A 19,594-nucleotide genomic window follows, 5' to 3' on the forward strand; every position below is an offset into this window, starting at 1 on the left:
ATTTAATTCTCTAATTGTATTTTATTTTTGATTGTTTGCTTGTTTGCTATAATGTCTTGTGCTTGTAAATGCAGCATAATAGCTTTTTTGCTTTTTGATATTCTTGCTTGATTATTTTCAGTTGATTTTATAGGTGTTTCAAACCTATAAACACTTGTATAAGTTGCAGTTTCAAACACTTTACGATCTTGATTTTTTGTTTTTCTGAACTCTTTTCCTAAATCAAAATGATGACTACGTGTAAATGTTTTACTCTTTTCATTAAAGGTAAAATGTTTATTCTTTTTAATAGCTTCTATATGTTTCTTTGAGCTAAAATTAGCTATTACCTCATTTAAAGCTTCCACATTATCAAAATCACACGAAACTGTAACAATAAACTCATTAAAATCTAACGTGTTTTTCACGTTATGAACTCCTTTTGTTCCTTTAATTTTAGAAACTATTTCTTGTACTTTTTTTCTTATGGTTACTTTTGAAGGTACTTTATAACCATTTATACTATCGAGCAACATTATAGAGGCTAACTTTGTTTTACTTTTACTTAGGTTAATGGTTAACACAGCACTTCCAGAACCATCTTTATTAAAAGTTACCTCTTCAACAAACTCAAAACAACTTGTAAATAAAAAAATAGAAATTACAGAAAATAGTAGTAATACTCTTTTATTCATAAAAACTTTTTTGCAAAGATATTAAATAGCTTTTATTACAAGCGAATGATTTCTGCCTCTATTTTGTTAATATTTGAATGTAAGTCGTAGTAACTCATTGTAAGTTGCTTTTCATTTTTTATAACTGAAGTTACACTAACGGTCTCTACATTATGACGTTTCATTTTTAATGAAATTTCTTTACTACCTCTTGTTTCATCTTGATGAAAATTAACAATGTCCGATTGATGAAACTCTTTGTTATTTGACAACCAATCTGCAAACCACTCTTTTCTTAGCTGCTTCATTTCATCAGTATATAGTGTAGATGACGACCAAATTTTAGGTTCATTACTTAACTCTTGAAAATGTTTTTTATCCCCATCCCAAACCAATTCATACGCTTGTAAACTCTTACTCCAATCAACCAAAACAATTGTAAAAGGTTCAATTCCTTCAAAATCAAAGTGATTTATGATTTCAACAGGATCTTCAACTTTTAATAATTGTTTTACAATAACTCCTCTACTCATTCGGTAAGATTCAGCTCTTTTATGTTTTGTAAAACCTCCATTTAACAAGCAAATCAATCTACTTTTTTCACTTAAACCAATCCACGTACCACCTGCAAGTTCATCTTTAGGATAAGTTAACTTTACCCCATCTTCTAAATACGTTTTTGGTACAATAGTTTTTCGTTTCGGGTCTTCATCTCTATTTGAAGTTAATATAAAATCATTATTCCCTAAAGGTAAATAAGTTACCGTACACATGTTGTTTTCCTTTTATATAATTCCAGCCTTATGTCCATTTAAATATTCCTAAAATAACCGTAACTTTGTCATTTAAGAAAGTTCATTATTGGACTTTTTCAATAACAAAGAAAGAAATTTAATTCAACAAACAACATACAAATGGGAAAAGGATTTTTTCACGTACCAACTGCCATTAACGAACCGGTAAAAGGATATGCTCCTGGATCTCCAGAGCGCGAAGCCGTTTCTAAACAATACAAAGAATATTTTAACGGATCTGTTGATGTACCAATGTACATCGGTAACGAAGAAGTTAGAACAGGGAATACTCGTAATATGACTCCTCCACACGATCACCAACACGTGGTAGGTCAATATCATATTGGAGATAGATCTCATGCTGAAAAAGCTATTGCTAATGCTTTAGAAGCTCGTACTGAGTGGGCACAAATGCCTTGGGAACAAAGAGCTGCTATCTTTTTACGTGCTGCTGAGTTAATTGCTGGTCCATACCGTGCGAAGATTAATGCTGCAACAATGATTGCGCAATCTAAAACTGTTCACCAAGCTGAGATTGATGCTGCTTGTGAGTTAATTGACTTTTTACGTTTTAACGTAGAGTATATGTCTGAAATCTACAACGAGCAACCAAACTCTGACGACGGAATTTGGAACCGTGTTGAGTACCGTCCGTTAGAAGGATTTGTATATGCAATTACTCCATTTAACTTTACTGCAATTGCTGCAAACTTACCTGCATCAGCTGCAATGATGGGGAACGTTGTAGTATGGAAACCATCTGATAGCCAAATTTTCTCTGCTAAAGTAATTGTAGATGTATTTAAAGAAGCTGGTGTACCAGACGGTGTTATCAATGTAATTTATGGTGATCCTGTTGAAATTACTGATGTAGTTTTATCATCACCTGATTTTGCTGGAATCCACTTTACAGGTTCTACTTATGTATTTAAGGAGTTATGGAAAAAGATTGGTGAAAACATTCACACCTACAAAACATACCCAAGAATTGTAGGAGAAACTGGTGGTAAAGATTTTATCATTGCACACCCTTCTGCAAATCCAAAACAAGTAGCTACAGGTATTTCTCGTGGTGCTTTTGAATTCCAAGGTCAAAAATGTTCTGCAGCTTCAAGAGTATATTTACCAAAATCGTTAGCTGAAGAAACGTTGAACTATGTAAAAGAAGATATCGCTTCTTTTAAAATGGGTTCTCCAGAAGACATGAGCAACTTTATTACTGCGGTAATTCACGAAGGTTCTTTTGATAAATTAGCAAAATATATTGACCAAGCTAAAGCTGATGCTGATGCTGAGATTTTTGCTGGTGGTAACTACGATAAGTCAAAAGGATACTTTATTGAGCCAACTGTTATCTTAACTACTAACCCTAAATACACTACTATGGAAACTGAATTATTCGGTCCTGTAGTAACTATTTATGTATACGAAGATGCAGATTGGGCTGATACGTTAAAATTAGTTGACGAAACTTCTGAATACGCTTTAACTGGTGCTGTATTCTCTACAGATCGTTATGCGGTTGCTGAAGCTACTAAAGCTTTAGAAAACTGTGCTGGTAACTTCTATGTAAACGATAAGCCAACAGGAGCTGTTGTAGGACAACAACCATTTGGTGGAGCTAGAGCTTCAGGAACAAACGATAAAGCAGGATCTGCTCAAAACTTATTACGTTGGGTATCTCCTCGTTTAATCAAAGAAACTTTTGTTTCTCCTGTAGATTACCGTTACCCTTTCTTAGGATAAGAAAAGAAATTCCGAACAAGGAATCTTTATATAAATTAAAAGCAACCTCAAATGAGGTTGCTTTTTTTATTATCCTTCAAGAAGAAAAGTTTTTACTCGGCTTTTTTAGCCCACAACTCTCCTTCTCCTTGATATCCATCTTGAAGCCACATTTTATCAAAGGCATGGCTAAGTGTTTTTCCTGTTTCTTTTCCTAAACAATCAAAAGATACATTTCCTTTTCCATGATCTTTCATTATCCATTCTTCTCCTTCTCCTTGCACACCATCTTGCAACCATAATTTACCAAATGCATGACTAAGATACTTTCCTTTCTCAGCTCCTTTACATTCCAAGGCTACACGATTATTTTTCAATTTTTTAAGTTCGAAAACTTCTCCTTTTCCTTGAACTCCATTTTGAAGCCATACTTGATCGTTGGCATGACTAAGGTATTTACCTACTTCTGCTCCAAGAGCTTCTAATGCTATACTTGACATAATATAAAAATTTGGTTAGTTAATTTCCTACTCTATTTATAATAGGTTTTTCGGATTCCACCTTTAAAAATTCATAGTACTACTAAACCTTTTTCATTTTATATCTCTATAATCATTTATTTAGACCTTTTGCTTTAATAGCACTTCTTTTCGACAATGCTAAGTTCAAAAATAAAGAAACTCAATTTTCAAAAAACACCACAAAACACTGATAATCAGTCATGAATACGTTTTAAAACAGTATAAATGAAGTAGTTACTTTCTTTTTTGTTTTCAAACAGAATTCAACTAATTTCGTTTAACACATATTAGTGTTTAGAAACAATGAATTACAAAGAAATACTTGAAACTGTATATCAAAAAATAGCTCCTATTGAGAATGTAGGTGAGTTAGCTACGTATATTCCTGAATTAGCTACGATTGATTCTGAAAAATTTGGCGTACATATTTCAACAGTTGCTAATACTAATTTTGGTTTAGGAAACTTTCAAGAAAAGTTTTCAATTCAAAGTATTGCTAAAGTATTATCACTTTGTTTGGCGTATAAGCATCTTGGTGAATCTATATGGGACAGATTAGGTGTAGAACCTTCTGGTAATAGTTTTAACTCATTGATACAACTGGAAACGGATAATGGTATTCCTAGGAACCCGTTTATCAATGCAGGTGCTATTGTTATTGCCGATATTTTAATTAGCAGTTTGGTAAACCCGAAGGAAGATTTATTGAATTTCATTAAAAGTCTTTCTATCAATAAAGACATTGACTACTCAGCAAAAATTGCAGCTTCTGAAAAATCGGTAGGCTACAGAAACGTTGCCTTATGTAATTTTATTAAGTCTTACGGAAACATTTACAACGACCCTGAAGTAGTGCTAGATTTCTATTTCGATTTATGCTCGTTGGAACTGACTTGCGAACAACTTTCTGAATTATTTTTCTTCTTAGCCAATAACGGAAAAACAAGACAAAGTGAGCAAATATTAACCAAAAGTCAATCAAAAAGGATTAATGCGTTGATGCAAACCTGTGGGTTTTATGACGAGTCTGGTGAGTTTGCTTTTAAAGTTGGACTCGCAGGAAAAAGTGGTGTTGGTGGCGGAATTATTGCCATACATCCTAACCAGTATGCCATTGCAGTATGGAGCCCTAAATTGAACAAAAAAGGAAATTCCTACAGAGGAATGCGTTTTTTAGAAGAATTTACTACCCTTTCTGAACAATCTATTTTTTAGGTTTGATTTTTTATCTGTTTTAAGTTAAAATAACTGGCTTTGAACTTGGGTTATCTATAAGGGTTATTTTAGTAAAAATATGCAATAATGAAATTTTCAAAAGAGATTACTCTATATTTAAAAAAAGTAATAATGTATGATTGGGAAACGTTTAACAATCTAGATTACCTTGAGCAAGTAAGAGAATATAAAGAGCTTATTGAACATTTTAGAACAATTATCAAAAAAAACAAAGATTTAGACACAAGCAACATTAATAATATTATTGATTCTTACCAAAAGGTCTTTTCATCTCTTAAAATTGAAGGAAAAAGCATACATTTTTTCCCTCCAAAATCTCTCAACAACGGAGGTATATTTATCATTTCAAAACTTAAACACATCATTGAAGAAGTTAATTATGAGCGGAATAAAAAATCTTCAAGTTTGCAATGTGAATGTCAATTAGCTCTTAAATTCAATAAAACTCCTAACATAAAAAATTTAGATAAAATTGGTTGGGTTAACGACCCTTATCATTATTCCGAAGTTTTTAAATGTAAAAATTGTGGTATCAATTGGGTAACTTACATTAATGATGATAGCCTAGGGTATGTTACTTGGGAAAAGCTCATGTCTAAAGATATCAAATCAATAAAATACTTATAAAAACCATTGATAAGAAGCCTACAAAATTTAAAAGATTATAGGCTTTTTACTTCTATTAACTCAACTCAATTTTCATATTCAAGTACAACCATTTTGTAGGAACGTCTAATGATTGTCCGTTTACTAACTTATCATAATCAATACCCCAATCCAATAAATTTACTTGACCTTGTAATACCAGTTCGCTAGACATGCTTTCGTATGAATTTCTAATTCCTGTTGCGAAAAACTTCACTTCTCTTTCAACTCCTTTAATAGACATTACACCGTTAATTTGATACCAATCTACTCCCATCACGTACACATTGGTCGTTTTAAACCTTATTTTCTCATTATTATCGCTAATAAATACTCCTTTGGTTTTAACTCTTTTGGTTAAATCAGCCACATCACCTCTACATGCTTTAAATGAGTTTGGATCAACCTCAAAAGAAATACGCATGTTTTCTAACGGGTTTCCAGCATCCATTCGTACAGGAATAGCTACTTTTAAATCGTCTACAATTCCTCCAAATGGCGTACTACAATGTCCGTGTGTTACAAACATATTGATGGTCTTATTTTCTTTGGTTTCTGTTGCTACCGTTTTTTCTTTTGTTGTAGTTGTTGAAGTACTTTTAGCAAATCCGCTTACCAAAACTATAGTTAGCAATGCCCCAACTAACAAAATTCTATTTTTAATGGTTTTCATAATATTCGTATTTAAAGTTTTCATCAAAACTATCGCAAGCTTCCGTTAAAAGTGTAAATCAATTGTCAAAAAAGTGTAAAAAAGCTTTAACCAGTGTACTTTTATTTAAATTTACCTCCAAAAACTACTAAAGCCTATTTTTCTAACACTTTAAAATGTCTCAAAAAACTCAACTTAAAGAAGTCGCCAAACTATTTTTTAAACTAGGTTGTATTGCTTTTGGTGGACCTGCTGCGCATATTGCCATGATGGAAGATGAAGTTGTTAAAAAAAGAAAATGGATGACTCAGCAACATTTTCTAGATTTAATGGGAGCTACTAATTTAATACCAGGACCAAACTCTACTGAAATGACCATGCATTGCGGACATGAAAGAGCTGGTTGGAAAGGGTTAATTGTAGCTGGCTTTTGTTTTATTTTTCCTGCCGTAGTAATTACATCAATAGTAGCGTGGTTATACCAAGAATATGGTCAGCTTCCTAAAGTTGAGCCTTTTATTTACGGAATAAAACCCGCAGTAATAACCATTATTGTTATGGCAGCTTATCGACTAGGTAAAAAAGCTGTAAAAAATACATCCTTAGCTATTTTAGGGTTAATCACTTTAGTTGCTTGCCTTTTAGGCGTTAACGAAATAGCAGCTTTATTTGGCTGTGGCATACTAGGTGCGCTACTCTATTTTTTCAACCAAAACCGTAATAATTTAACCAGCATACTTCCATTTTTTTTATTTCAGGCAAGTGAAACGCTTCAAGCCAACAATCTAAAAATTTTATTTACCTTTTTAAAAGTTGGAGCAATTTTATATGGAAGCGGTTATGTATTATTTGCTTTTTTAGATGCAGAATTGGTCGCTAACGGATGGCTTTCAAGACAAGTACTAATAGATGCAGTTGCTGTAGGACAAATAACTCCAGGCCCTGTTTTATCTACCGCTACTTTTATTGGTTGGCAAATGAATGGAATAACTGGCGCACTTGCAGCAACTGTAGGGATATTTTTACCATCCTTCTTTTTTGTTTTAGTTTTAAATCCGTTGATTCCTAAAATGAGGAAATCGAAGCTTATTGGTGCTATTCTAGATGCTGTAAATGTAGCTGCCGTGGCTCTGATAATTGCTGTATGTATTGAAATGGCAAAAGATACCATAACTGATTGGCGTACTATTGTTATTGCTATTATAAGCCTAGTAGCTGTTTTTTATTTAAAAAAATTAAACAGTGCTTTTATCGTTTTAGGAGGCGCTATGTTAGGATATATTTTAACTTATTGGTAAACCTTATAATATCATTCCTTTTAGCCTACCTTTGCAAAAAAATATTTGATGCAGTTTTCAGACCTACAACTTAGCAAGTCTATCTTAAAAGCACTTACCGAAGAAAGACACCACAAACCAACTTTAGTACAACAAGAAGTAATTCCGTTAGTACTTAATAAAAAAGATGTGATTGTAGCTGCTCAAACAGGTACAGGTAAAACAGCTGCTTTTGCGTTGCCTATTATTCAAGAGCTTTCTGAAGAAGCTGATGTTGAAAAAAGAGCTAAAAAGATAAAAGCATTAGTAGTAAGCCCTACTCGTGAATTAGCGATTCAAATTCAAGAAAACTTTAAAAGCTACAGCAAATACACTAATTTAAGAACTACGGTTATTTATGGTGGTGTTGCCACACAGCCACAAAAAGATGTTTTAGAAAAAGGTGTCGATATTTTAATTGCTACCCCTGGTCGTTTTATCGACTTACATAAACAAGGTAGTATTGATGTTCGTCAACTAAAAACATTGGTGTTAGATGAAGCTGATTTAATGCTAGACATGGGCTTTATTGAAGATGTTCAAAAAATTGAAGAATTGTGTCCGCGTAAAAAGCAAACCTTACTGTTTTCTGCAACGATGCCTGATAAGGTAAACGATTTAGCAAAATCAATGCTACGCAATCCTGAAAAAGTAGATATTTCACCTGCGGAAACTACTTCTAAAAACATTGGTCAGTTACTATACTACACCCCTAAAAAACACAAAGTCGATTTGTGTTTGCACTTATTACGCAACACCATAAAAGGTCGTATTATTATATTTCGTCGTACCAAATTTGGAGTTGATAAGTTAGAGAAAACACTTCAAAAAAACGGATACAAAGCAACCAGCGTACATGGTGATAAGTCGCAAAACTTACGAAACCAAGCTATAGAAGATTTCAAAAATAACAAAGCCAATATTTTAATTGCTACGGATGTTGCTGCTCGTGGAATTGACGTTAGCAAAGTAGATGCTGTAATTAATGTTGACTTACCTAACATTCCAGAAACGTACGTACACAGAATTGGTAGAACAGGTAGAGCTGGTAAATCTGGAATTGCCTTTTCTTTATGTAGTGCCGATGAAACTTCTTACATCAAAGCTATTCAAGAATTTATGGATAGAACTATAAAAATTGTAGAAGACCATCCATTCCCTTTAGCAAAACCAAAGAAGAAAAAACAACCCAACACTGTTAGTAAACACAAAAAAGGAAGAAAATCAGAAGCTTCTAAAAAGAAGAAAAAACGCTGGTATTAAACTTTTTATAAAAAATAACACTAAAAATAATTGGTATTTTATTTATTAATCGTAATATTGCAATATAATAATGAATCAATGGGATTAACCAAATCAGAAATATTTACTGAAGAGCAAAATCAATTAGCTACGATTGCAAAAGTGTTAGGGCACCCAGCTCGTATTGCTATTATACAACACTTATTCAAATTGAATTCTTGTGTTTGTGGTGATTTGGTAAATGAAATCGGTTTGGCGCAACCTACTATTTCGCAGCATTTAAAAGAATTAAAAAAAGTTGGTATCATTAAAGGAACTATTGAAGGAACTAGCGTTTGCTATTGCATCAATCCATCAACATGGAAAGAAATTAAAACCTTACTTTCTTCTTTTTTAAACCTTGATATGAATAACCAGAGTTGTTGCTAAAAAAATTTGAATCTATTAATCGTAATATTACAATAAATATTAAAGACCATGAAACTATCAGAAATCAAACAACATTTAAGCACATTAAAAACTATTGCTTTTGAATTACCTGACGGTAGCTTAGTTCCAAATCATTTTCACGTAACAGAAGTAGGGAAAATCACCAAAAATTTTATCGATTGTGGTGGTGTAGTTAGAAATGAAGAAGTTGTAAACTTCCAATTATGGAATGCTAATGATTATGATCATCGTTTACACCCGGAAAAATTAATCCATATTATTGAATTATCAGAAAAAGTATTAAACATTCCTGATTTAGAAATTGAAGTGGAATATCAAGGAAGTACTATTGGTAAATACGGATTGGATTTTGACGGAACCAACTTTTTATTAACTACAAAACAAACAGATTGTTTAGCGAAAGATAACTGCGGAATTCCACAAGAAAAACCAAGAGTAAAATTATCTGATTTACAAAAACAAACTGCATGTGAACCTAACTCAGGATGTTGTTAATATGAAAGCAAGAACCTCAACTCTGTTTTCTGAACTACAGAAAACTATTTCTAGTTTACCAACTGTTTCGGAAGAACGAAAAGAAGTTTTACAACCGCTTGTAAATTACATTCAGGAAAAACTGGAGAATAAGGAGATGATAAGCCTAAATTTTATTTGCACACACAACTCCAGAAGAAGTCATTTATCGCAAGTATGGGCACAAACCATGGCGTATCACTATCAAATACCAAATGTAAACACTTATTCTGGTGGTACAGAAGCTACCGCTATGAATTCAACAGTGGTAAAAACATTAGTTGATAACGGATTTAAAATTCAACAATTATCTGATGAAACAAATCATATTTACGCGGTAAAGTATGCTGATAATATACCTCCTATTATAGGTTTTTCTAAAAAGTATGACGATGACTTTAATCCAACCTCAGCTTTTGGTGCCATAATGACTTGTTCACAAGCTGATGAAGGATGTCCTTTTATTGCTGGTGCAGATAAAAGAGTACCTGTTACTTATGAAGACCCTAAACTATATGACGGAACATCTTTAGAAAAAGAAAAATACTTAGAGCGCAGTTTAGAAATTGCTGCTGAAATGCACTATGTTTTTTCTACTGTAAAAGCTTAACCTTTATATTTCATAGGTAAATGCACCACTTTTTTAGTTTCGAAGAAATCTTCTTCAAAAAAGTCTGGTAAATCATAAATGGTGGCTTTAGGGAAGTTCGCAAGTTCTTCCGTAAGGTCACCACCTTTTAAATATAAAATCCCATTTTTAAGTGCATGATTTTGCTTCTTGTGTACTTTATTTTTCACCCAACGATGAAATGTTTCCATTTGTGCCACAGCTCTACTTACAATAAAATCATACGTATCATCCACTTCTTCAACACGCCCGTGAGTCGTTTTTACATTCTGTAAACCTAAGCCTTCAGCAACTTCATTTACTACTTTAATTTTTTTTCCGATAGAATCAACCAAGTGAAATTGAGTTTCAGGAAATAAAATAGCTAACGGAATTCCTGGAAAACCACCACCAGTACCTACATCCATTACTTTGGCTCCAGCTTTAAACTCCATAACTTTTGCAATTCCTAGCGAATGTAAAACATGACGTAAATACAACTCATCAATATCTTTACGAGAAACGACATTAATTTTTAAATTCCAGTCTTGGTATAATTCTTGCAACTTAGAGAATTGTTCTAACTGCGTTTCTGATAAATTGTCAAAGTATTTTTTAATAAGTTCCATGAAGTGATTTTTTCCGTTGCAAAAATAAAAAACTAATTGGTATTGTTAATTTTTATGTAAAAGATATTAATCTAGTTAAAAAGTTAACCTTTAGCAATAACCATGAACCAAAAACGTTTATTTTTGCGACACAAACAAACAACAAATGAAGACAGTAAACTTCTCAAGAATAGATAAAGCTAAGTTTTTTAGAACTCTAAATAAAAGAGTTAACACTTACTTTAAAGAAAACAATATTAAACGCACAGGTAACTGGAAACTATATTCAAAAGCTATTATTATGCTAGCTATGTTTATTGTTCCTTTTATACTAATTTTAACTGTTGATATGTCTCAATGGATAAAATTAGCACTTACTATTGTAATGGGTATTGGAATGGCTGGAGTAGGAATGAATGTGATGCACGATGCTAACCACGAATCTTTTTCTAGTAAAAAATGGGTAAATAAACTTTTTGGAAGTAGTATTTACATTTTAGCAGGTAACGTGTATAACTGGAAAGTGCAGCACAATGTATTACACCATACGTACACAAACATTCAAGACCATGATGAAGATATGGAAGCTGGTAGAATTATCCGTTTTTCAAAACACACACAATGGTTATGGATTCATAAGTTCCAAAAATATTACTCAATCTTTTTATACGGATTGTTAACTATTAACTGGGCTATTACTACCGACTTTAAACAAATGCACAGTTATTTAAAGCGTAAGTTATCGTACGGTGAATTTCCAAACCCAGCTAAAGAGTGGACCAAATTAGTAGTTTCTAAAGTTATTTATTATGTACTTTGGATTGTATTACCAATCGCAGTTATGAATGTTGCTTGGTGGAAGGTATTAATCGGGTTTTTCGTAATGCATTATACTGCAGGAATTATTTTAAGTGTAGTTTTCCAATTAGCACACATTGTTCCTAAAACAGAAACTCCTTTACCAGATGAAGATGGTAATATGAAAAACACTTGGGCTATTCACCAATTATATACTACAGCAAATTTTGCTCCTAGAAATTGGTTTATCAACTTTTACACAGGTGGATTGAATCACCAAGTAGAACACCATATTTTTCCTAATATTTCTCATATTCACTATAATAAGTTAGCTCAAATTGTAAAAGAGACTGCTAAGGAATTTAACCTTCCTTATAATGAATACAAAACTACACGTAAAGCAGTTATTGAGCATTTTAAACACTTAGCTGAATTAGGGAAAAAACCGCAATTAGCATAAATCAACATACAACATAACAACACAATGTCAAACGCATTATCAAACAGAATTCAAAGTTTACCAGTATCGCAAACTTTAGCAATGGCTGCTAAAGCGAGAGAGTTAAAAGCTGAAGGTAGAGACATCATTAGTTTAAGTTTAGGAGAACCAGACTTTAATACTCCTGATTTTATTAAAGATGCTGCTATTGAAGCTATCAACCAAGATTACAACTCATACACTCCAGTTGACGGGTACGTAGAGTTGAAAGAAGCTATTTGCGAAAAGTTTAAACGTGATAATAACTTAACATATGCTCCTAATCAAGTGGTAGTTTCTACAGGAGCAAAACAATCTATTGCTAACGTAGCTCAGGTATTATTAAATCCTGGTGATGAAGTATTATTACCAGCTCCATATTGGGTAAGTTATTCTGCAATTGCAACTTTGTGTGAGGCTAAATTTACCGAAATTCCTTCTTCTATTGAAAATGATTTCAAAATCACTCCAGAACAATTAGAAGCTGCTATTTCACCAAAAACAAAAATGATTTTCTTTAACTCGCCAAACAACCCAAGTGGAACAATTTATAGCGAGGAAGAATATAGAGCTTTAGCTAAAGTATTAGAAAAGCATCCAGATATTTATATCTTATCTGACGAAATATATGAGCACATTAACTACGGAACGAAGCCATTTAGTTTTGCTGCAATTGAAAGCATGTACGACCGTACTATTACTGTTAACGGTTTAGCAAAAGCTTTTGCCATGACAGGATGGAGAATTGGTTACATTGGTGCTCCTGAGTGGATTGCTAAGGCTTGTACTAAAATGCAAGGGCAAATTACTTCAGGAACTAACTGTATTGCACAACGTGCTGCTATTACGGCCGTAAAAGCATCTCCAGAGAAAGTACAATACATGGTAGATGAGTTTAAAAACCGTAGAGATTTAGTTTTACAGTTATTAGGAGAAATTGACGGATTTAAATTAAACGTACCTGAAGGTGCTTTTTATGTATTCCCTGACATTTCTGATTTCTTCGGAAAAACAATCCAAGGAAAAGAAATAAAGAATGCTAATGATTTCTCTATGCTATTATTAGAGAAAGCAAATGTAGCTACAGTAACTGGTGAAGCTTTTGGTGCACCAAACTGTGTTCGTTTATCATATGCTGCTTCTGAGTTACAATTACGTGAAGCTATCAAAAGAATTAAAGAAGTTTTAAGTTAATTAACTTAAACAATTAAGCATAAAAAAATCCGTAAGATGTTTCTTACGGATTTTTTATGTTCTAGAATGGAACTTTTAATTTCCTTACTTTTTTCTTTTTAAGTTTCTTTAAGTACAATGTTTTCTTATTATAATCAATAAAGGCTTTTCCTGCTTCTAAAATATCTGCTCCTATAATTCCGTCTACCTCATCAGCATCGTGTTGTTTTAAAGCTGTATTTACATGCGTTAAGTCAAACAGAACCAAATCACATGAATCATTTTTCCACTTCCCTATTTTTAGTGAATTATTTTCTGACTTTTGCGTCTCCATATCTGTTGCTCCTGCACCCGCCGCCTTTACCTCACTTTCTTCAGAAATAAGCTTGAAACGCTCTATTAACTCTAGCCCAACACAAGAATTAGAAGCGCCTGTATCTAAAATAAACCTTCCCATAACACCATTTATCTCCGCATCTAACTCTAAATGATTCGTCACCATTTTTTTAAGTTTTATTTTGATGTATTTCTTTTTTCGTAATACTTTTTTCAAACTTGCCATTTCTTGTACTTTTGTCATCACAAAGATACAATAATACAATGTTACCTTGAATCTTAGCGAAAGGTCTTTCTTTAAAAAAATTATGATAACAGATACCCATACACACCTATATTCTAACCAATTTGATGAAGACAGAAACGAAATGATGCAACGTGCCAAAGAAGCTGGTATTTCTCGTTTCTTTATTCCTGCGATTGATAGTTCTTATACTGAACGTATGTTCGATTTAGAAAAAAACTACCCGAACGATGTGTTTTTAATGATGGGGTTACACCCTACTTCGGTAAAAGAGAACTACCAAGAAGAATTAGCACATGTAAGAGAATGGCTAGACAAACGTGATTTTTATGCGATTGGTGAAATTGGTATCGACTTATATTGGGATAAAACTTTTTTACCACAACAACAAGAAGCTTTTCGTACTCAAATTCAATGGGCAAAAGAAAAAAAATTACCTATTGTTATTCACTGTCGTGATGCTTTTGATGAAATTTTTGAGGTATTAGAAACTGAAAAAGGAGATGATTTATTCGGAATTTTCCACTGCTTTACAGGAACCTTAGAACAAGCTGAAAAGGCAATTTCATACAATATGAAATTAGGAATTGGAGGTGTTGCCACTTTTAAAAACGGAAAAATTGATAAGTTTCTAAATCAAATAGATATCAAACATATCGTCTTGGAAACAGATTCTCCATACCTAGCTCCAACTCCATACCGAGGTAAGCGTAATGAAAGTAGCTACATAACTAATGTTGTGGATAAGTTAGTAGATATTTATGGATTGACTTTTCAAGAAATTTCGGAAATTACAACACAGAACTCTAAAGACGTTTTTGGTGTTTAACTTACAAACCACATATTATAAAACTCCTATCGGGATTGCCAAAATTAATGGCGATGAAAACGGAATCCAATCGATTTCGGTATTGGATGAAGATACTTCGGCTACAATTAGCATTCCGAAAGAGACTCCGTCTTGTTTACAAAATTGTGTCGCTCAACTGGATGAGTATTTTGCTGGAAAAAGAACAGTGTTTGATTTACAATTGAATCCACAAGGAACAACCTTTCAACAATCGGTTTGGAATAAGCTATTAAACATTCCTTTTGGAAGAACCAGAACTTATTTAGAACAAACCAAACAATTAGGTGATGTAAAAGCAATTCGTGCGGTAGCTTCAGCGAATGGTAAAAATCCTATTTGGATAGTTATTCCTTGCCACAGAGTTGTAGGTTCTGATGGTTCTTTAACAGGATATGCAGGTGGTGTTTGGCGTAAAAAGTGGTTATTAGAACACGAAAGTGGGGCAAAACAACAAACATTATTCTAATTTTTAGAAAATCAAACCATGAAGTAATGCTTAATTTAAATTACGTTTTTCAATAAAAAACTTCTTCAATAAATAACCACATTCTTCTTCTAAAACCCCTGATATTACCTTTGTTTTTGGATGTAATTTTGTTTTCAACACACTAAAACCAAGTTTTGGTTCACTTGCTCCATACACTATTTTACCTATTTGTGTCCAGTAACTCGCTCCCGCACACATTTGGCAAGGTTCTAGTGTAACATACAAGGTGCAGTCTTTTAAATATTTTCCACCTAAAAAATCTGCTGCTGCAGTAAAAGCTTGCATTTCGGCATGCGCTGTAACGTCGTTTAACAACTCAGTTAAATTATGCGCTCTAGCAATAATTTGATTATTAAAAACGATTACTGCACCTACTGGAACTTCTCCTTTATCAAAAGCAAGCTCAGCCTCTTGTAAGGCTTTTTTCATAAAGTAAGTATCATCAAACGGATTCATATACGTGGATTCATGTAAGTTCTTAAACAAATGTAGCCAAAATTTGTTTGTGCTAACTCTCAGTAAAATACTTATTTTTACCAAAATTTACGATTTGATTTCAATCAACACTTCTGAAAATAAAAAAGTCTATTTTGCTTCCGATCAACATTTAGGAGCTCCAACTTCTGAGGCTAGTTTTCCTCGTGAACAAAAGTTTGTTGCATGGTTAAACGAAGTTAAAAAAGATGCTGAAGCAATTTTTATTCTAGGTGATTTATTTGATTTTTGGTTTGAGTATAAGACTGTGGTTCCTAAAGGCTTTGTTCGCGTTTTAGGTAAACTCGCAGAAATAAAAGACAGTGGTATTCCTATTTACTTTTTTGTTGGGAATCACGATTTATGGATGCATGATTATTTTGAAAAAGAATTAAACATTCCTGTGTATCATTCTCCTCAAGAATTTAAAATCAACGATAAATTGTTTTTAATTGGTCATGGAGATGGACTAGGACCAGGAGACAAAGGGTATAAACGCATGAAAAAAGTATTTACGTTTCCTTTATTTCAATGGATGTTTCGTTGGTTACATCCAGATTTAGGTGTTCGATTAGGTCAATATATGTCCGTAAAAAACAAACTGATTTCTGGTGATGAAGACGCTAAATTTTTAGGCGAAAATAATGAGTGGTTAGTACAGTATTGTAAGCGTAAATTAGAAACCAAACACTACAATTATTTTGTTTTTGGACATAGACACCTTCCATTAGAAATTCAACTTAAAGAAAATAGTGTTTACCTTAACACTGGTGATTGGATACAGTATTACACCTATGCTGTTTTTGAAAATAATAAATTAGTTTTAAAAGAATATAATTCATAAAAAAAGCACCTCAAAAAGGTGCTTTTTTTATGGCTTACTCCAATGTTAATCTAATACAAAACGTAATCTAGCAAATAAATGTCTACCATTAGTTCCGAACTGTACAGAACGTCTTGAGTAGATAAAACGTCCACTAGATCTAAAAGCAGGATCGTTCTCATCTGGATAAACATCAAATAAATTATTTGCTCCTAATGTTAAACTTAGGCTCTTATTAAACTTGTATCCAAAAGAAAGGTCCGTAACAATTTTCCCTCCAAAGGTAGTATCTATAGAAGAATCGTTACTGTTAGTTGCTTCTTCAACTTCTCCAAAATAGCTATTTCTTAAAAAGACACTCCATTTATCGTTAACCGTTAAATTGTGTGATAAATTTCCTTTTGTTGTAGGAACCGCAGACTCTAAATAAATTCTACTTGTTGGGTCAAAATAAGTATCAGATAATCCTGCGTTTTCTATAGCAGTTGGAATATTCACACCTTCTACATTCGTTTTTGAAAATGTAAATGCTAAGGTATTAGTTAGCCTCATCCTATCAGAAAGGTCTGCTTTGTGATCTACAACAATATCTACTCCTTTTGTTTGAGTATCTACAGCATTTGCAAAAAATGCTGCTTGTGTAGCATTTGCTTGTTGGAACAATCTTTCCAGCTCAGCATCTCCATTATCATCAAAACTCCCTGTTAATATTACTCTATCATCAATATCTATTATATATCCATCAACCGTAAATTTTAAATTTGCACTTGGCACTTTTGCTGTAAATCCTGCAGAAAATCCAAAAGAAGTTTCTTCTTTTAGTTTACCTATTCCTAAAATCCTTGCAACTCTCGAAGTGTTTGAAAACACCCCAACTTCATTTGGTATACCATCTACAAACAACGTACTGGTTGAACTATAAGATATTTGATGCAATGATGGTGCCCTAAACCCTGTTTGTAAACTAGCTCTTAAATTAAAGTTTTTAGAAGCTTTTACCCTAGATGCTACTTTTACATTTAAAGTACCTCCAAAATCTGAGAAATTCTCATAACGTACAGCTCCACTTAATAAAAAAGATTCTGTAATATCTGCTTCAACATCTACATAACCTGCTATAGAGTTTCTGAATGAATTTACTTCATTTTCTGGTTTAAACCCAGGAAACACTTGAATACCTCCCGGTCTTGAGTTACCAAAAAAATCTTCAGGAACCATTGAACTAGGATCTGTTGGATCGTGTACATTACCCAATGTATTATATTGTGCATACGATGCTTCCTCCCCTGCTACAATACCATAATTTTCTAAACGGTATTCAGCACCAAAAGCAATATTTAAACCAGACATTACATCTTCGTAAAACTTACTAAGATCAATATTTGTTGTGTTTTCGCTTGAATAAAACCCTCCTGAATTCGCTTCAAAAGGCGTTGAATTACCTAAAGATGCATTGCTTGAATTGCTTATCAAGTAGTTAAATTCATTTCTACCGAATGTATTTGAAAAATCTACATTCCAATCACCTAACTTTCCTTTTATTCCAACCGCGTATGATTTGTCTTGAATATTAGAGTTTATCTCTGGTAAGAATCCGTTCATATATGCTGGTGTGTATGCTCTAGATTGATTTGGCAATCTATAGAAACCCGCTGCATTACCATTCTTATAACTTAAACCAGCATTCCCATAAATAAAGGTTTCATTTCCTAACGGAATTTCCATGTTTGCAAAAAATTGTGCTCCTCTTACCCTAGATTGCCCTACTCTCATGTTAAAATCACTCCTTTTCAAGCCACGGGCTAACAACTCTGCTTCAGTAACATCAGCTCCTAAAATTGTTCGCAATTCTTCTTTTGTTTCGGTACCATTCAATGTAATACCTGCATCGCCTGCATAATTAAAAATATCATCTAAATCATCATCTAATAGATTTGAAATATTATACCCATCTACTGCTGCAACTCTTTCAATAGAGTTATATGCATTAAATATTGAGCCTTCCCATTCTTGCATTCTATTAGTCCATCCTCTAAAATCAAAATTTCCAGTAAAATTTATAAATCCACCATCTTTACCAATTGGTAATCCATAATTTAGCCCTAAATTTAATTTTTCTCCATCTATATCTCTCTCTGGACTACTTTCACTTGTAAAATTAGCACCTGTTGTTAAATTAACTTCTAACTTATTCGTAGATTTCTTTAAGACGATATTTATTATTCCTGCAATAGCATCAGAACCATATTGAGCCGCTGCGCCATCTCTAAGAATTTCAATTCTTTCAATAGCAATTGATGGAATTGTTGTCATATCTGTACCCACTGAACCTCTACCAAAAGTACCATTTACGTTTACTAAAGCAGTTTTATGACGTCTTTTCCCATTAATTAACACTAATACTTGATCTGGACCTAATCCTCTTAATGCTGCAGGCGCAATATGATCCGTACCATCAGAAATTGATTGAGGATTAGAATTAAAAGACGGTGCTGCATAATTTAGAATTTCGGTCACTGTAACTTGTGGTGCCGACTCTGTTAGCTTGGAAACATCTAACACATCAATAGCTACAGGAGAATCTATCGCGACCCTCCCTTTATTACGAGAACCTACAATTACCACCTCTTCTAAGGCTTCACTCGATTCTTCAATTACAATTGTAAGATAAGAACTGTCAGTAATTTTTACTTCTTTCGTTCTAAATCCTACTGAAGAAACTATGACTGTAACAGGTAACTGACTTACTTTTAAAAAATATTCTCCATTATCATCAGTAGTTATACCATTAGTAGTTCCTTTCTCTATTACATTTACAAAAGGCAAAGGTGCCCCATTAGTATCTGTTATTTTCCCTTTTATCGTCTGACCAATCATTGATGTAAACGACATCAATAAAGCACAAACAAATAATTTAATTTTTTGCTTCATAACTGTATTTATTTTTTATAATTTATACTAAAAAAGTT

21 protein-coding genes are annotated in these 19,594 nt (G+C 32.9%); 13 read left to right on the plus strand and 8 right to left on the minus strand.

Annotated elements, in window-relative coordinates; translation table 11 throughout:
* Window positions 1-2: 2 nt before the first annotated feature.
* Window positions 3-674, minus strand: coding sequence for a hypothetical protein (locus ACKTTR_RS14320; protein ID WP_408028478.1), 672 nt, complete (start codon window positions 672-674; stop codon window positions 3-5).
* Window positions 675-709: 35 nt separating this feature from the next.
* Window positions 710-1,426, minus strand: coding sequence for an NRDE family protein (locus ACKTTR_RS14325; RefSeq protein WP_408028479.1), 717 nt, complete (start codon window positions 1,424-1,426; stop codon window positions 710-712).
* 141 nt (window positions 1,427-1,567) lie between these two features.
* Between ACKTTR_RS14325 and pruA the strand changes: the two genes are divergently transcribed.
* Entirely contained in the window at window positions 1,568-3,193 is a 1,626-nt protein-coding gene (gene pruA, locus ACKTTR_RS14330) for an L-glutamate gamma-semialdehyde dehydrogenase (protein WP_408028480.1), read from the plus strand.
* Window positions 3,194-3,285: 92 nt separating this feature from the next.
* Here pruA and ACKTTR_RS14335 read toward each other — a convergent pair whose 3' ends face one another.
* Window positions 3,286-3,672, minus strand: coding sequence for a hypothetical protein (locus ACKTTR_RS14335; RefSeq protein ID WP_408028481.1), 387 nt, complete (start codon window positions 3,670-3,672; stop codon window positions 3,286-3,288).
* Between the two features lie 324 nt (window positions 3,673-3,996).
* Here ACKTTR_RS14335 and ACKTTR_RS14340 point away from each other — a divergent pair, with 324 nt between their 5' ends.
* On the plus strand, window positions 3,997-4,908 hold the full coding sequence (locus ACKTTR_RS14340) for a glutaminase (RefSeq protein ID WP_408028482.1): 912 nt from the start codon (window positions 3,997-3,999) through the stop codon (window positions 4,906-4,908).
* 87 nt (window positions 4,909-4,995) lie between these two features.
* On the plus strand, window positions 4,996-5,556 hold the full coding sequence (locus tag ACKTTR_RS14345; RefSeq protein ID WP_408028483.1) for a hypothetical protein: 561 nt from the start codon (window positions 4,996-4,998) through the stop codon (window positions 5,554-5,556).
* Between the two features lie 55 nt (window positions 5,557-5,611).
* Here ACKTTR_RS14345 and ACKTTR_RS14350 read toward each other — a convergent pair whose 3' ends face one another.
* Complete coding sequence (locus tag ACKTTR_RS14350) at window positions 5,612-6,247, minus strand: YceI family protein (protein ID WP_408028484.1); 636 nt, start codon at window positions 6,245-6,247, stop codon at window positions 5,612-5,614.
* A 155-nt stretch (window positions 6,248-6,402) separates the two neighbouring features.
* Between ACKTTR_RS14350 and chrA the strand changes: the two genes are divergently transcribed.
* From chrA to ACKTTR_RS14375, 5 genes are all read left to right on the plus strand, one after another.
* Window positions 6,403-7,524: a chromate efflux transporter gene (gene chrA / locus ACKTTR_RS14355; protein WP_408028485.1), complete on the plus strand. Its 1,122-nt coding sequence runs from the start codon at window positions 6,403-6,405 to the stop codon at window positions 7,522-7,524.
* Window positions 7,525-7,572: 48 nt separating this feature from the next.
* On the plus strand, window positions 7,573-8,805 hold the full coding sequence (locus ACKTTR_RS14360) for a DEAD/DEAH box helicase (RefSeq protein ID WP_408028486.1): 1,233 nt from the start codon (window positions 7,573-7,575) through the stop codon (window positions 8,803-8,805).
* A 78-nt stretch (window positions 8,806-8,883) separates the two neighbouring features.
* Window positions 8,884-9,213 carry an ArsR/SmtB family transcription factor gene (locus ACKTTR_RS14365; RefSeq protein ID WP_133534951.1) on the plus strand — a complete coding sequence of 110 codons (330 nt, stop codon included), beginning with the start codon at window positions 8,884-8,886 and terminating at the stop codon, window positions 9,211-9,213.
* Between the two features lie 48 nt (window positions 9,214-9,261).
* A complete protein-coding gene (locus ACKTTR_RS14370) occupies window positions 9,262-9,729 on the plus strand; it encodes a DUF6428 family protein (RefSeq protein ID WP_408028487.1) in 468 nt (155 codons plus the stop codon).
* Between the two features lies 1 nt (window position 9,730).
* On the plus strand, window positions 9,731-10,357 hold the full coding sequence (locus ACKTTR_RS14375) for an arsenate-mycothiol transferase ArsC (protein WP_408028488.1): 627 nt from the start codon (window positions 9,731-9,733) through the stop codon (window positions 10,355-10,357).
* Here the strand turns inward: ACKTTR_RS14375 and rsmG are convergent.
* On the minus strand, window positions 10,354-10,983 hold the full coding sequence (gene rsmG / locus ACKTTR_RS14380) for a 16S rRNA (guanine(527)-N(7))-methyltransferase RsmG (protein WP_408028489.1): 630 nt from the start codon (window positions 10,981-10,983) through the stop codon (window positions 10,354-10,356). The two genes, ACKTTR_RS14375 and rsmG, sit on opposite strands and share 4 nt — an antisense overlap.
* A 145-nt stretch (window positions 10,984-11,128) precedes the next feature.
* Between rsmG and ACKTTR_RS14385 the strand changes: the two genes are divergently transcribed.
* Both ACKTTR_RS14385 and ACKTTR_RS14390 read left to right on the plus strand, forming a co-directional pair.
* Window positions 11,129-12,220: a fatty acid desaturase family protein gene (locus ACKTTR_RS14385; RefSeq protein ID WP_408028490.1), complete on the plus strand. Its 1,092-nt coding sequence runs from the start codon at window positions 11,129-11,131 to the stop codon at window positions 12,218-12,220.
* 24 nt (window positions 12,221-12,244) lie between these two features.
* A complete protein-coding gene (locus ACKTTR_RS14390; RefSeq protein WP_408028491.1) occupies window positions 12,245-13,432 on the plus strand; it encodes a pyridoxal phosphate-dependent aminotransferase in 1,188 nt (395 codons plus the stop codon).
* A gap of 61 nt (window positions 13,433-13,493) precedes the next feature.
* Here the strand turns inward: ACKTTR_RS14390 and ACKTTR_RS14395 are convergent, their stop codons facing one another.
* A complete protein-coding gene (locus ACKTTR_RS14395) occupies window positions 13,494-13,973 on the minus strand; it encodes a retropepsin-like aspartic protease (protein WP_408028492.1) in 480 nt (159 codons plus the stop codon).
* Window positions 13,974-14,055: 82 nt separating this feature from the next.
* Here ACKTTR_RS14395 and ACKTTR_RS14400 point away from each other — a divergent pair, with 82 nt between their 5' ends.
* A complete protein-coding gene (locus tag ACKTTR_RS14400; protein WP_408028493.1) occupies window positions 14,056-14,820 on the plus strand; it encodes a TatD family hydrolase in 765 nt (254 codons plus the stop codon).
* The gene (locus tag ACKTTR_RS14405; protein WP_408028494.1) at window positions 14,813-15,307 is read left to right on the plus strand and encodes a methylated-DNA--[protein]-cysteine S-methyltransferase; all 495 of its coding nucleotides are present in this window, start codon (window positions 14,813-14,815) and stop codon (window positions 15,305-15,307) included. Before ACKTTR_RS14400 ends, ACKTTR_RS14405 begins: the two co-directional genes overlap by 8 nt.
* Before the next feature lie 30 nt (window positions 15,308-15,337).
* Here ACKTTR_RS14405 and ACKTTR_RS14410 read toward each other — a convergent pair whose 3' ends face one another.
* The gene (locus ACKTTR_RS14410) at window positions 15,338-15,784 is read right to left on the minus strand and encodes a nucleoside deaminase (RefSeq protein ID WP_408028495.1); all 447 of its coding nucleotides are present in this window, start codon (window positions 15,782-15,784) and stop codon (window positions 15,338-15,340) included.
* A gap of 94 nt (window positions 15,785-15,878) precedes the next feature.
* Between ACKTTR_RS14410 and ACKTTR_RS14415 the strand changes: the two genes are divergently transcribed.
* The gene (locus tag ACKTTR_RS14415) at window positions 15,879-16,646 is read left to right on the plus strand and encodes a UDP-2,3-diacylglucosamine diphosphatase (RefSeq protein ID WP_408028496.1); all 768 of its coding nucleotides are present in this window, start codon (window positions 15,879-15,881) and stop codon (window positions 16,644-16,646) included.
* A 45-nt stretch (window positions 16,647-16,691) separates the two neighbouring features.
* Here the strand turns inward: ACKTTR_RS14415 and ACKTTR_RS14420 are convergent, their stop codons facing one another.
* Window positions 16,692-19,556 (minus strand): TonB-dependent receptor, encoded by a 2,865-nt coding sequence (locus ACKTTR_RS14420; RefSeq protein ID WP_408028497.1) that lies wholly within the window; start codon window positions 19,554-19,556, stop codon window positions 16,692-16,694.
* Window positions 19,557-19,594: the final 38 nt, after the last annotated feature.

The organism is Tenacibaculum litoreum, assembly GCF_964513915.1.
In the GTDB taxonomy this organism is placed as follows: Bacteria; Bacteroidota; Bacteroidia; order Flavobacteriales; family Flavobacteriaceae; genus Polaribacter; species Polaribacter litoreum.

Bases quoted from the DNA above. Each gene is read 5' to 3' on its own strand.
- ACKTTR_RS14320 (WP_408028478.1), bottom strand. From the start codon at position 674: ATGAATAAAAGAGTATTACTACTATTTTCTGTAATTTCTATTTTTTTA.
- ACKTTR_RS14325 (WP_408028479.1), bottom strand. From the start codon at position 1,426: ATGTGTACGGTAACTTATTTACCTTTAGGGAATAATGATTTTATATTA.
- pruA (WP_408028480.1), top strand. From the start codon at position 1,568: ATGGGAAAAGGATTTTTTCACGTACCAACTGCCATTAACGAACCGGTA.
- ACKTTR_RS14335 (WP_408028481.1), bottom strand. From the start codon at position 3,672: ATGTCAAGTATAGCATTAGAAGCTCTTGGAGCAGAAGTAGGTAAATAC.
- ACKTTR_RS14340 (WP_408028482.1), top strand. From the start codon at position 3,997: ATGAATTACAAAGAAATACTTGAAACTGTATATCAAAAAATAGCTCCT.
- ACKTTR_RS14345 (WP_408028483.1), top strand. From the start codon at position 4,996: ATGAAATTTTCAAAAGAGATTACTCTATATTTAAAAAAAGTAATAATG.
- ACKTTR_RS14350 (WP_408028484.1), bottom strand. From the start codon at position 6,247: ATGAAAACCATTAAAAATAGAATTTTGTTAGTTGGGGCATTGCTAACT.
- chrA (WP_408028485.1), top strand. From the start codon at position 6,403: ATGTCTCAAAAAACTCAACTTAAAGAAGTCGCCAAACTATTTTTTAAA.
- ACKTTR_RS14360 (WP_408028486.1), top strand. From the start codon at position 7,573: ATGCAGTTTTCAGACCTACAACTTAGCAAGTCTATCTTAAAAGCACTT.
- ACKTTR_RS14365 (WP_133534951.1), top strand. From the start codon at position 8,884: ATGGGATTAACCAAATCAGAAATATTTACTGAAGAGCAAAATCAATTA.
- ACKTTR_RS14370 (WP_408028487.1), top strand. From the start codon at position 9,262: ATGAAACTATCAGAAATCAAACAACATTTAAGCACATTAAAAACTATT.
- ACKTTR_RS14375 (WP_408028488.1), top strand. From the start codon at position 9,731: ATGAAAGCAAGAACCTCAACTCTGTTTTCTGAACTACAGAAAACTATT.
- rsmG (WP_408028489.1), bottom strand. From the start codon at position 10,983: ATGGAACTTATTAAAAAATACTTTGACAATTTATCAGAAACGCAGTTA.
- ACKTTR_RS14385 (WP_408028490.1), top strand. From the start codon at position 11,129: ATGAAGACAGTAAACTTCTCAAGAATAGATAAAGCTAAGTTTTTTAGA.
- ACKTTR_RS14390 (WP_408028491.1), top strand. From the start codon at position 12,245: ATGTCAAACGCATTATCAAACAGAATTCAAAGTTTACCAGTATCGCAA.
- ACKTTR_RS14395 (WP_408028492.1), bottom strand. From the start codon at position 13,973: ATGGCAAGTTTGAAAAAAGTATTACGAAAAAAGAAATACATCAAAATA.
- ACKTTR_RS14400 (WP_408028493.1), top strand. From the start codon at position 14,056: ATGATAACAGATACCCATACACACCTATATTCTAACCAATTTGATGAA.
- ACKTTR_RS14410 (WP_408028495.1), bottom strand. From the start codon at position 15,784: ATGAATCCGTTTGATGATACTTACTTTATGAAAAAAGCCTTACAAGAG.
- ACKTTR_RS14420 (WP_408028497.1), bottom strand. From the start codon at position 19,556: ATGAAGCAAAAAATTAAATTATTTGTTTGTGCTTTATTGATGTCGTTT.